Source organism: Leucobacter celer subsp. astrifaciens (assembly GCF_001273835.1).
GTDB lineage: Bacteria > Actinomycetota > Actinomycetes > Actinomycetales > Microbacteriaceae > Leucobacter > Leucobacter celer.
In genome coordinates this window covers 55,029-66,866 of record NZ_JHEI01000136.1, presented here as the reverse complement: position 1 = coordinate 66,866, position 11,838 = coordinate 55,029, and the positions used below count along the sequence as shown (strand labels likewise).

At 70.3% G+C, this 11,838-nt stretch carries 13 protein-coding genes; 3 read left to right on the top strand and 10 right to left on the bottom strand.

Annotated elements, in window-relative coordinates:
- Positions 1-76: 76 nt before the first annotated feature.
- Positions 77-235, bottom strand: a complete 159-nt coding sequence (locus tag AMS65_RS19395; protein ID WP_157502163.1) for a hypothetical protein — start codon at positions 233-235, stop codon at positions 77-79.
- A gap of 396 nt (positions 236-631) precedes the next feature.
- Here AMS65_RS19395 and AMS65_RS08425 point away from each other — a divergent pair, with 396 nt between their 5' ends.
- Together AMS65_RS08425 and AMS65_RS08420 are read left to right on the top strand one after the other, a co-directional pair.
- Positions 632-1,459 carry a DUF2690 domain-containing protein gene (locus AMS65_RS08425; RefSeq protein ID WP_053383734.1) on the top strand — a complete coding sequence of 276 codons (828 nt, stop codon included), beginning with the start codon at positions 632-634 and terminating at the stop codon, positions 1,457-1,459.
- Positions 1,456-2,283, top strand: a complete 828-nt coding sequence (locus AMS65_RS08420) for a hypothetical protein (RefSeq protein WP_053383733.1) — start codon at positions 1,456-1,458, stop codon at positions 2,281-2,283. Before AMS65_RS08425 ends, AMS65_RS08420 begins: the two co-directional genes overlap by 4 nt.
- Positions 2,284-2,332: 49 nt before the next feature.
- On the opposite strand, the gene AMS65_RS08415 is transcribed toward AMS65_RS08420, so the two are convergent.
- The 9 genes from AMS65_RS08415 to murC all read right to left on the bottom strand — a co-directional run bounded on the left by AMS65_RS08415 (position 2,333) and on the right by murC (position 10,364).
- Positions 2,333-3,265, bottom strand: coding sequence for an RluA family pseudouridine synthase (locus AMS65_RS08415; RefSeq protein WP_053383732.1), 933 nt, complete (start codon positions 3,263-3,265; stop codon positions 2,333-2,335).
- The gene (gene lspA, locus AMS65_RS08410; RefSeq protein WP_241489388.1) at positions 3,252-3,941 is read right to left on the bottom strand and encodes a signal peptidase II; all 690 of its coding nucleotides are present in this window, start codon (positions 3,939-3,941) and stop codon (positions 3,252-3,254) included. The genes AMS65_RS08415 and lspA overlap by 14 nt, the downstream gene beginning before the upstream one ends.
- Positions 3,942-3,949: 8 nt before the next feature.
- Positions 3,950-4,630: a DivIVA domain-containing protein gene (locus AMS65_RS08405; RefSeq protein WP_053383731.1), complete on the bottom strand. Its 681-nt coding sequence runs from the start codon at positions 4,628-4,630 to the stop codon at positions 3,950-3,952.
- Positions 4,631-4,721: 91 nt separating this feature from the next.
- Positions 4,722-5,018, bottom strand: a complete 297-nt coding sequence (locus AMS65_RS08400) for a YggT family protein (RefSeq protein ID WP_053383730.1) — start codon at positions 5,016-5,018, stop codon at positions 4,722-4,724.
- A gap of 3 nt (positions 5,019-5,021) precedes the next feature.
- Complete coding sequence (locus tag AMS65_RS08395) at positions 5,022-5,531, bottom strand: cell division protein SepF (protein WP_053383729.1); 510 nt, start codon at positions 5,529-5,531, stop codon at positions 5,022-5,024.
- Positions 5,532-5,561: 30 nt separating this feature from the next.
- Positions 5,562-6,257: a YggS family pyridoxal phosphate-dependent enzyme gene (locus tag AMS65_RS08390; RefSeq protein WP_053383728.1), complete on the bottom strand. Its 696-nt coding sequence runs from the start codon at positions 6,255-6,257 to the stop codon at positions 5,562-5,564.
- Positions 6,258-6,262: 5 nt separating this feature from the next.
- Complete coding sequence (ftsZ, locus tag AMS65_RS08385) at positions 6,263-7,495, bottom strand: cell division protein FtsZ (RefSeq protein WP_053383727.1); 1,233 nt, start codon at positions 7,493-7,495, stop codon at positions 6,263-6,265.
- Between the two features lie 178 nt (positions 7,496-7,673).
- Complete coding sequence (locus AMS65_RS19045) at positions 7,674-8,876, bottom strand: FtsQ-type POTRA domain-containing protein (RefSeq protein ID WP_053383726.1); 1,203 nt, start codon at positions 8,874-8,876, stop codon at positions 7,674-7,676.
- Between the two features lie 15 nt (positions 8,877-8,891).
- Positions 8,892-10,364: a UDP-N-acetylmuramate--L-alanine ligase gene (gene murC / locus AMS65_RS08375; protein WP_053383725.1), complete on the bottom strand. Its 1,473-nt coding sequence runs from the start codon at positions 10,362-10,364 to the stop codon at positions 8,892-8,894.
- Between the two features lie 530 nt (positions 10,365-10,894).
- Here murC and AMS65_RS08370 point away from each other — a divergent pair.
- Positions 10,895-11,812: a type IV toxin-antitoxin system AbiEi family antitoxin domain-containing protein gene (locus AMS65_RS08370; protein WP_169787577.1), complete on the top strand. Its 918-nt coding sequence runs from the start codon at positions 10,895-10,897 to the stop codon at positions 11,810-11,812.
- Positions 11,813-11,838 lie beyond the last annotated feature (26 nt).

The window sequence follows — 11,838 nt, the reverse complement described above, 5'->3', positions numbered from 1 at the left end:
GCGAGTCCTCCGCCCGGCCGCTCCACGGATGCATGCCCCGATGCGCATATGGCCCGTTCGGGCGGAGGATCTCGGGTCATCTCACCTCGGAACCGCAATAGGGGCACTCGTACTGCGCCTCCGGGCGCGCCATGCGCTTGAACACCGTGTGCCACTGGGCGCATCGCGCACGCAGGATCCAGTCGCCCCGCGTCGTCTTCGACGCCGTCACACGCCGCACCGTAGTCCGAACCATCCCGACACCCTTTCATCGGCCTGCGCCACGCGGTCCCGTCCGCGCGCCTGGCCGCCAGTCAAGCAGTTCTCCGTCCGATTCGAGCCGGTTCCGGATCCATTCGAAATTTCCGGACGGGATCCCGCGTCACCGGATCGGCCGCGGTGCGCAGCCGCACCGCTCCTGCGTCCTTCCCGCCGGGCGCCCGGAGGACCGTGATCCGGCGGTTCGGATCCGAACGGAAAAAACGAACCCCCGGCATGCCGCGGGAATCCGCCCTCCTGCTGATGTTCGGGCTGGGTCCTGGCGAGGTGCCGGCTACGGCGCGTCTATTGTTGACCCCAGGCGAACTTCGCCGTTTCCGAGGACCCGAACATCCGGGTTCGCGTTCCGGAACAGCCGACCAGCGGAGGAGACATGTCAGACACCGTCGTCGTGGACGAGGGTCGGGCTCAGGAGCCCGAGCCGGACTCCGTCGAAGCATTCGCCGAAGCGCTCAGGGATCTGAAGAGATCGGCCGGCAATCCGACGCTCGCGGCGCTCAGTGCGCGCACGGGGATCTCGAAGAGCGTCATCTCGGTGGCCTTCTCGGGCCGGGCCCTCCCGACCGAGAACACGGTGATGAAGCTCGTCACCGAGCTCGGCGGAGCGCAGGCCGAGTGGCGCGCGCGCCGGAACGCGCTCGATCCGCGCAGCAGCCCGGCGGGCGCCGATGCGGCGGATGCCCCGGCGCAGCGCCGTCGGTTCTCGCTGCTGCAGACCGCCGCGATCGCGATCTCCGCGGCCCTCGTCTCGGCGCTCGCCACCAGCCTCGTCTGGGGCAGCCTCAGCAGCGCCGGGGCGCTCCCGGGAGCGCCGGAGAATGCCGAGGGCCCCTACCTCGCCGCCGCGAACGGGGTGGATCCCATGCGCACCGCGTGCAAGGAGGACGCGGTGATCGCGGCGTCGGAAGCCCGTCTCGAGAACCAGGTGCACGTGCAGCTGCTGTATTCCAACGACTGCATGGCCGTCTGGGGACGCGTCACGCGGTACGACAACAAGACCGAGGGCAACACGATGACGATGCGGATCTGGCCCATGGACGACCCGACGAGCGAGCGGGCCCAGTCGCGCACCGACATCAACCTGCAGTCGCTCTACACCCCGATGATCATCGAGCCCGACGTCGCAGCCAGGATCTGCGGTCAGGCGACCATCACGGTCGACGGGCGCACCGAGGATCTCGGACCGAAGCTGTGCGTATGAGCCGCCGCGACGGGCTCGCCGGACGCCGGCCCCGGCTCCTCCGCCCGAGCACTGCGGCCGTGCTCGGCGCCCTCGCTCTCGTCCTCGCCCTCGAGGGCTGCACCCTCGGAGAGGACGCGACGGGCGACTCCGCGGCCTCCGAGGGGTGGGCGGCGTTCGGGCCGTTCGAGAAGCCCGCCGGACACGCCTCCGCTGACGACCTTCCCGGGCCGAGCGAGATCCGGCTCCCCGACGGCTCCACTGCGCGCCTCGATGCCGGCGAGCTGCTCGGTACCGGCCTGAAGCTCCCCGCACGGGACGACTACGAGATCATCGCGGAGTCCTATCTCTACACCCTCGACGGCGACGACCCGGTCGTCGTCGGGCTCGTGCAGACGACCCGCCGGATGCACTACCGGGGCTACACGGAGGACGAGTTCGTCACCTTCGTGCTCGGCATCAGCACGGAGCAGGAGCCGCGCGAGCTGACGCGCACCCGGATCATGCGAGGCCCGGAGCACACCGCGAGTTTCGCCGGACGCTCGGACCAGGGGGTGGTCGCGGTGCTGCTCGAGGGCACCCTGAACAGCGACGCACCCGACGACAGCCGCGTCATCGGCGTCGATGCGGTGCGCGGCACGGAGGTCTGGGTGAAGGAGCACGGGTTCCCGGGCTTCGGCGAGCACACCGCGCTGTTCTTCGTGGCGCCGACCCGCGACTCCTGCGCCTCGGCGGTGCTGAGCTACACCGTCGCGAACGGCATCGTCATCTCCGAGGAGGACTTCGACGACACGGACCCGAACGGCGACGGCGCCTGCAGGACCGCAGCGGAGGCCGCCGGCTGATCCGGCCGCGCGCTCGCACGACGCGCGAGCCCGGGCGCGCGATGCCCCGTCAAACGCCGGATTCGATCCCGCCCAGCAGGTCGAGCGCGTGCTGCAGATCCTCGGGATAGACGCTCTCGAACTCCACGGGCTCGCCACTGCCCGGGTGCCGGAAGCCGAGCCGCATCGCATGCAGCCACTGCCGGGTGAGTCCCAGGCGAGCCGAGAGCGTCGGATCCGCGCCGTACATGCCGTCGCCGACGCACGGATGCCGCTGCGCCGACATGTGCACGCGGATCTGGTGGGTGCGGCCCGTCTCGAGCTCGATCTCGAGCAGGGTCGCGTACGGGAACGCCTCAAGCGTCTCGTAGTGCGTGACCGAGGGTTTGCCGTCGCGGGTCACCGCGAACTTCCACTCGTGGCCGGGGTGCCGGCCGATCGGCCCCTCGATCGTGCCCGAGAAGGGATCGGGGTGCCCCTGCACCACCGCGTGGTAGATCTTGTCGACCTCGCGCTCCTTGAAGGCGCGTTTCAGTTCGCTGTAGGCATGCTCGCTCTTGGCGACCACCATCAGGCCGCTCGTACCGGCGTCGAGCCGATGCACGATGCCTTGCCGTTCGGAGGGTCCCGACGTCGCGATGCGGTACCCGGCTCCGGCGAGCGCGCCGAGCACGGTCGGCCCCTCCCAGCCGAGCGAGGGGTGCGCCGCGACACCGGCGGGCTTGTCGACCACCACGATGTCGTCGTCGTCGTGCACGATCCCCAGCTCGGGCAGGTGCACGGGAACCACTTCGGGGCCGCGCTTCTCCTGCCACTCGACCTCGAGCCAGCCGCCGGCCGCGAGCCGATCCGACTTGCCGAGCGTCCGTCCGTCGAGGCTCACGCCGCCCGACTGCGCGATCTCCGCCGCGAAGCTGCGCGAGAATCCCAGCAGTTTGGCGAGGGCGGCGTCGACCCGCTCCCCGGCCAGCCCATCGGGGACGGGAAGGCTACGCCGCTCCATCGCCGCGCTCCTCGCCGTCGGCGGGTGAGGATCCGTCAGCGGGCTCGGCGGCGTCGGCAGGATCAGCACCGTCGGCGGACTCGGTACTCGCGGCCGTTCCCTCGTCGCCGGCCTCTCCGCGACGCGCGCGCGGGGAGCCGTCGATGGGCAGACCGAGCAGACTGATCACCACGAACAGCCCCATGCCGATCACAATTCCCATGTCGGCGATGTTGTAGATGGCCGGGTTGAACCCGAGCCACATCCACGGGGTGAGGATGAAGTCGATCACGTGCCCCTCGGGGAACCCCGGATCGCGGGTGAGACGATCCGTGAGGTTGCCGAGCACACCCCCGAGCAGGAGTCCGAGGAAGATCGACCACGAGATCGAGCGCAGGCGCCGGATCTGCCACAGGATCACCACGACCACGACGGTGGCGAGGATCGTGAAGATCCAGGTCGCCCCGCTGGCCATGGAGAACGCGGCACCCGGGTTGCGCACGAAGTGCCACTGCAGGAACTCGCCGAGCACCGGCACCGTCCGCCCCTCGGGGAGCGTGGCCACCACCCAGTTCTTCACCAGCTGGTCGGCCGCGAACACCGCAATCGCGACACCGATCAGGAGCAGTGGCACCAGTCGGCGTCGCGATGAGGAAGCGGTGGCGGCATCCGCCGCCACGTCGGAAGCGTCGTTCACGCTCCCGGCTACTGCAGACCGTCGGGCGCGCCGGCGGGCTCGGGCGAGCCGTCCAGACCGCGCAGCTGCGACTGGATGTACGAGCGGAGGGTCGAGCGGTACTCGCTCTCGAACTGGCGCAGATCCTTGATCTTGAACTGGAGGTCGCTGCGCTCCTCGCCGAGCACGCGGAGCTCTTCGGCGCGCTGCTTCTGCGCCTCTTCCACGAGCTGCTTGGCGGTGCGCTCGGCGTCATCGATCATCTGATCGCGCTTCGCCTCGGCCTCGGCGATGAGCTTGTCGCGGGTCGTCTCGCCCTCGTGCACGTGCTTGTCGTGCAGCTCCAGCGCGAGCTGCAGCATGGCGCTCGACTTGACGGCGTCGGCCTGCGGGGCGCTCGTCTCGACGGGAGCCGCTGCCGGAGTCGGCACCGGTGCGGGGACGGGGACGGGGGCGTCGACGACGATGGTCTGCTCGGAGGCGGCCTGCTCCTGCTGGCCGCTCTGCTCGCCCTTCGAGGCCTCGCAGGCCTCCAGCTTGGCGGTGAGCTCCGCGATCTGCGCGCGCAGCTCTTCCTTCTCCTGCTCTTGCTGGCGCAGCTCCTCGACGATCGTGTCGAGGAAATCGTCGACCTGGTCGAGATCGTAGCCGTCGCGGAACTTGGTGATCGTGAACTTCTGATTCACGACATCTTCGGGAGTCAGGGCCATCGTTACGTCTCTTTCGCTTCGGGACCACTGACGTGGTCGTGGGTCAACGCTAGCAAATAAAGTCGGATTCGCGCAGGTGGAGGGCCGCCTGTCACCACCATCCGGGGATGATGGCGAGCAGGATCCAGCATGAGATCAGTGTGAGCATCCACCCGAGGTCGAGCATGATCTGGCCGAGCCGGATCGGCGGGAGCACCTTGCGGAACATCTTGATGGGAGGATCGGTCACGGAGTACACGAACTCGACCAGCACCGCCACCAGGCCGCGCGGCCGGAAGCGCCGGTTCAGCACCATGATCCAGTCGACCACGAGACGCACCCACAGCAGCAGGATGTAGATCCGCAGCACCACCCGCACCAGGCTGGTGAAAACGAGGAGTATCTCCACTGTTTATGCCGAGGGCGCCACGAAGAACGATCCGCTGTCGTTCTCACGCGAGTCTTCGCTGCCGACCTCGATGTGCTCGGGAGAGAGCAGGAACACCTTGCTGGTCACGCGCTCGATCCGGCCGTGCAGGCCCATCGTCAGGCCGCTCGCGAAATCGATGAGGCGCTTCGCGTCGCCCTCGCCCATGCGGGAGAGGTTGATGATCACCGGGACACCCTCGCGGAAGCTCTCGGCGATGACCTTCGCGTCCTTGTACTCGGTCGGGTGCACCGTGAGGATCTCGTTCATCGGCTGCTGCGCCGGCTGCTTCGTCGGGGTGACGCGGCGCAGGGGGGTGACCGAAGCGCGCTGCGGGGCGGCGGGGCGAGCCGACTCGGCCTTCGCCGACGAGGCTGCGGCGGGCGTCGCGCGCGCGGCGGCCGGGGCCTTCTGCTGCGCTGCCGCATTCTGCTCCTCGAGTTCCTCTTCTGCGAGCCCCAGGAACACCATGGTCTTCTTCAGCGGATTGCTCATCTTCTCTCCCAACGGTGCGGTGCTTCGAGACTATCTGGGCTCCGGGCGTTTCCCCGTGATTGCGCTGCCGATTCGCAGGTGTGTCGCGCCGTGCGCGATCGCCTCGCGGTAGTCGTGGGTCATCCCGGCCGAGATCGCCGACGCCTCCGGATCGAGCGCGCGCACGCGATCCGCGTAGCCGGCGAGCCGCTCGAACGCCCGCGCCGGCTCCTCCTCCAGGGGTGCGACCGACATCACGCCCCGCAGACGCAGCGCGGGCGCGGCGAGCACGCGCTCCGCGAGCGCTTCGATGCCGTCGGGGGCGACTCCCCCGCGGGCCGGATCGTCGGTGAGATTGATCTGCACGAAGGCGTCGATCTCGCCATCGACGTCGGCGAGCGCGTCCACGAGGCGCTCACGGTCGATCGAGTGGATGGCGCGCGCGTAACGCGCCGCCTGCCTGGCCTTCTTGGTCTGCAGCTGACCGATGAAGTGCCAGTCGAGACCGAGCGCCGCGAGTTCCTCGGCCTTCGCCTGCGCCTCCTGGTGGCGGTTCTCGCCGACGTCGCGCACGCCGAGCTCGGCGAGGGCCGCCACGAGCGCCGCGGGATGGAACTTGGTGACGACGATCAGCGTGACGTCTTCGGGATCCCGCGAGGCGGATCGGCAGGCGTCGGCGATCCCCGATCGCACCTCCGCCAGCCGATCGCCGAGCCCCGGGAACTCCGTGGAATCGAGGGATCCCACGACGCCTACTTCAGGAACTCGGGGATATCGAGGTCGTCGTCGTCATCGCCGTCGAAGGCCGGATCCGAGAGCTGCGCCTCGACCGGGGGGTTCAGCACCTCGCCGAACTGGCCCGTGGCCGGATTCTTGGAGTCGGTCTCCTTCTCGAGAGAGGCGTTGAACCCCGGGAATCCGAGGCCCGTCGCATCGCTCGTCGCGGCGGCGCGACCGGCGGGCACGGCCGCCACCTCATCCAGGCTCTCGACGTGGCTGCCGCGGCGCCCGCGCTCGGGAGCGGTGACCTGCGGCGAGGGATCGGCATCGAAGCCCGCCGCGATCACGGTCACGCGCACCTCGTCGCCGAGCGTGTCGTCGATGACCGTACCGAAGATGATGTTCGCCTCGGGGTGCACCACGTCCTGCACGAGCGTCGATGCCTCGTAGATCTCGCTGAGGGCGAGGTTCGACGATCCCTGGATGGAGAGCAGCACCCCGTGCGCCCCCTCGACCGAGGCCTCGAGCAGCGGCGATGCGACGGCCAGCTCGGCCGCCTTGATCGCACGATCGGCTCCCCTGGCCGAGCCGATGCCCATGAGCGCCGCCCCGGCGCCCTGCATCACCGATTTCACGTCGGCGAAGTCGAGGTTGATGAGGCCGGGAGTGGTGATGAGATCGGTGATGCCGGAAACGCCCGCGAGCAGCACCTGATCGGCGGCGGCGAAGGCCTCGATCATGCTGATGCCGGGTTCGCTGATGTCGAGCAGGCGATCATTGGGCACGACGATCAGGGTGTCGACGGCTTCGCGCAGCGTGTGCACGCCGACATCGGCCTGCGCCGCACGGCGCTTGCCCTCGAAGCTGAACGGGCGGGTGACCACTCCGATGGTCAGCGCGCCGATGGACTTGGCGATCCGGGCGACGACCGGTGCCGCACCGGTGCCGGTGCCGCCCCCCTCGCCGGCCGTGACGAAGACCATGTCGGCCCCGGCCAGCGCCTCCTCGATCTCCTCGGCGTGATCCTCGGCCGCGCGACGCCCGACCTCGGGGTCGGCGCCGGCGCCGAGACCTCTCGTGAGCTCGCGCCCGACGTCGAGCTTCACGTCGGCGTCGCTCAGCAGCAGCGCCTGGGCGTCGGTGTTGATCGCGATGAACTCGACGCCGCGCAGGCCGAGCTCGATCATGCGGTTGACGGCGTTCACGCCGCCGCCGCCCACACCGACGACCTTGATCACCGCGAGGTAGTTCTGGTTCCCTGACACCTGGATCCTCCGCCCCCAACCTTCAACCTCTAGCTGAAGTTAAAAGTTAGTATTGCCGTATACATTTCCTGCGCATAACGCTAAGGGGCCGCACCCGCCGCGCCCCGCAGACACGCCGCGATCCGTCGGCAGAACCGACTGCGGCGACGTCCGGGGAGCGCGGGATCCCCGCGGGGCGTCAGTGGAAGACCGGCGCGTCGGGCGACGAGACGTCGATCAGCTCCACGGGACGGTCGCCCAGCGAGGAGATCATGGTCTGCAGCACCGCGGCCTTGGACTGGATGCGGTCGGCGTCGCCCCAGAGCACCTGCACCCCGTTCGCCAGCGTGAAGGTGACGTCCTGCGCGCTCGACGCCGCCACCTCGACGATCTGCTCCCGCAGCCCGCTCGGCATGTCGCGCAGCGTGCGGGCCGCCGACTGGAAGGCCGCCGACGACAGGTCCACCACCGAGCCGCTCGCCGCCGGAACCCCGGCGGGCGGGGCCTCGCCGCGCCCCAGCAGCACCCCGGCCGCATCGTAGAAGGCGTAGCCGTCGTCGCCCTGCACCGAGACGACGGGGACGCGCTCCTCGATGCGAACGACGAGCGTGTGCGGCGGCACGCGCTCCACCGCGTAGCGCTGGATCAGCGGGAACGGCTCGAGCGCCCGGTGCACGTCGGCGTCGTCGACGAGCGCCAGAGGCCGGCCGTCGAAGCGGGCGAGGGCCCGCTCCACATCGCCCTGGCTCACCGTGCCCGCGCCGATCACCTGCACCTCGCGCACGGCCATGAGGGGCGTGAACGCCCCCACCACCACGAAGAGCGCGAGCGCGACGACGGCGCCGGCCGCGATGAGCGCGTTGCGCCGCCGCCGCCGGGCATCGGCGGCGAAGCGGCGGCGCTCGCTGCGGATCCGCGCGCGGCGCAGCTTGCCCGCCTCGCGCAGCCGCCGCTCGGCCGCCCGCACCGGGTCGGCCTCCCGGCTCGCGCGCAGCCTCGCGAGCGGAGAGCGCACTGCGCCCCGCTCGGCTTCGGCGATCTCCGAGGAGCGGGACTCCCGCACATCGCTCAGGTCGATGGTCGGCGCCGCCTCGATCGGGATCGGCGCGGGGTCGGGCACGGAGTCAGGCGCGGGGCCGGGCGCAGCGCCAGGCGCGAGCTCAGGCGCCTGCGCCGGCTCTGCGTCCCGGAGCTGCGCCGACTCCTGGTCCGACACCGCGGCGGGACGGAGGGCGCGTGCGCGCAGGACCGCTGCGATCGCGGCCGTGCTCGCCCTCGGCTGCGCCTGGACGGGTGCATCGGCCTCGGCCGTCGCATCGGGCATCGCATCGGGTGCGGCGGGCGCCTCGAACGACGGACGCTCCGGCTCGGGCGTCCGGTCGAACCCGCTCGGTCGTTTCATGACTGCGATCGCGGGTCAGCGGGTCTCTGCGTCGGCGCCGGGCTCCGCTTCGGCGCGGGAATCCGGCTCGAAGCGTTCCCGCAGCGCCGCGACCACCTGCGGGATGATCCGGTAGACCGTGCCGCAGCTCATCGTCACCATCACGTCTCCCGGCCGTGCGATCTCGGCCAGGTAGTCGGCCGCGTCCTGCCACTCGGGCACGTAGGCGACCCTGGTCCCGTCCGCGAAGTCGTCCGCGACGAGCGCGCCGGTGACGCCCTCGACCGGATCCTCGCGCGCGCCGTCAACCGCCAGCACCACCGTGTGGTCCGCGCCCGCTTCGAGCGCCGCGGCGAACTCGCGGTGGAACAGCCGGGTGCGGCTGTAGAGGTGCGGCTGATGGATCGCGATGAGCCGCCCGTCCCCCACCACGGCGCGCGCGGAGTCGAGCAGCGCGGCCACCTCGGTGTGGTGGTGCGCGTAGTCGTCGTAGACGCGCACGCCGCCCACCTCGGCGTGGAACTCGAATCGCCGCTTGGTGCCGGCGAAGTCGGCGATGGCCGCGAGCGCCGCACCGGCGTCGAATCCGAGCCCGGTCAGCACGGCGAGCGCCCCGACCGCGTTGACGGCGTTGTGGCGCCCGTAGACGGCGAGCTGCGCCTCATGCCGCTCGGACACGCCGTCGGCACCGGTCAGCTCGACCACGAATCGCACCGGCCCCGAGTCGTCGATGGACACGATGCGCACGTCGGATCCTGCGGCCTCGCCGAAGGTGCGGATCGGCACGGATCCGCCGGATGCGCGGAGCGCGTCGAGCACCTCGAGCGCGCCGGGGTCATCGGCGGAGATGACGACCTGCTCGCGGGCACCGCGCGCGAAGTCGACGAAAGCCTGCATGAAGGCCTCGCGCGAGCCGTAGAAGTCGAGGTGCTCGGGGTCGACGTTGGTGATGAGCGCGACCGCGGTGTCGTAGAGCAGGAACGACTTGTCGCTCTCGTCCGCCTCGATCACGAAGAGGTCGTCGGAACCCGGTCCCGAGCTCACTCCGAGCGACTCGATGATGCCGCCGTTCACGAAGGACGGATCGGCGCCGAGGCCGAGCAGCCCCGTCACGATCATGCCGGTCGAGGTCGTCTTGCCGTGGGCGCCCGCCACCGAGACGACGCGCTTGCCGCGGGCCAGCCAGGCGAGCCCCTGCGAGCGGTGCAGCACCGGCAGCCCCTTCGCCAGGGCGAGCTGGTACTCGGGGTTGTCCTGCCACAGGGCACCGGTGACCACGAGCGTGTCGGCCTCCCCCACGTTCGCCGCGTCGTGGCCGATGGCGACGGGGATCCCGATCTCCTCGAGCGCGGCCGTCGAGTAGTTCGCGCTGCGGTCGGATCCGGTGACCGGCACACCGGCCTGGTGCATCATGCGTGCGATGCCGCTCATGCCCGATCCGCCGATACCCACGAAGTGCACCCGTCCGAGGTCGTCGGGGATCTCCATCTCGAGATCGGGGTAGATCATGTGTCCTCCTAGTCGATTCTCAAGGGTATCGCTCCTGCCCCGGGTGTCTGCCCGGAAACCCCGCTCAGTCGGATCCTCGATCGTCGGAACCTGCTCGACCGGAGGCCCCCGAGGCCCCACCCCCGGAACCCTCGCCTCCGGAGACCCCGCCCGGAGCCTCCCGGAGACCCTGCCCGGAGCCTCCCGGAGACCCTGCCCGGAGACTCCTGGAGACCCCGCCCGGAGACTCCTGGAGACCCCGCCCGGAGACTCCTGGAGACCCCGCCCGATTTCTCGCCCCACCATTGCTTCGGCGCTCACCGTTCTTTCGGATGAAAAGCCGTGGCGCCATCCGAAACAACGGTGAGCGCCAGGGGCGGGTTCGAGCAGGCTCGGGCAGGGCCGCGAGGGCTCAGGCAGGCTCGGGCAGGCTCGGGATCGGGAATCAGCGCTTCGCTCACAGCAGCGGCAGAGCGGTCGACGGGTTGAAGTTCTCCACAATTCGCGAATCGAGGCGCCCGTGCCTCCCGCCGAGGACCATGCTGGAGCGCATGACGATCAGAAGTGCTCTGCAGCGCAGCGGTGGGATCGCGCGCACCTCCACGCTGACGAGGGCAGGAATCAACCGCCCGCAGCTGCGCGCCGCGTTCGAGGCAGGCGAGGTCGTGCGCCCGCGGAAGGGCTGGGTCGCGCTGCCCGAGGCCGATCCGGCGCTGCTGCAGGCCGCGCGCCGCGGCGCGCTCCTGAGCTGCGCCACTCAGGCCGCTCGGCTCGGTCTGTGGGTGTTCGCCGAACCCGATGAGCCGCACTACGCCGCACCGCACCGGCACAGCCACGTCGCGCGCGGACCGGGCATCGTGCACTGGCGATCCCCCGTGGTACCTCGCGCCCCGGAGCTCCTCGAGGATCCTCTCGAGAACGTGCTCGTACTCGTCGCCGTGTGCCAGCCGCAGGAGACCGCCCTGGCCATCATCGATTCGGCGCTCAACACCGGGCTGACGACCGTCCCCGCGCTCGAGCAGCTGGCGGTCCCGAGCTTGAGCGCGCTGCTGCGGCAGGCATCCCCGTTCACGGATTCCGGGCTCGAGTCCTTCTTCAGGTCGCGGCTCGCCTGGCTGCGCATCCCGATACATGCGCAAACCCACCTGCACGGCCACCGCGTCGATTTCCTCATCGGGGAGCGTCTGGTGGTGCAGATCGACGGCAAGCAGCACTCCCGCGCGCAGCGCGACGCCGATATCCGTCACGACGCTCTGCTGCGCCGCGAGGGATACACGGTGATCAGGGTGACCTACTCGCTCGTGGTGTTCCACTGGCCCGAAGTGCAGGACATGATTCTGTCGGCGGTCGCACGGGGCCATCACCTGCGCGGAACGGGCCCGCCAGGTCGGTCGAGCGGGCTGCAACCCTCACGGCGCAGCCGGGCCGTTCCCTCGGCGCTCACCGTTCGTTCGGACGGAACGCCGTGAATCCATCCGCACGAACGGCGAGCGCC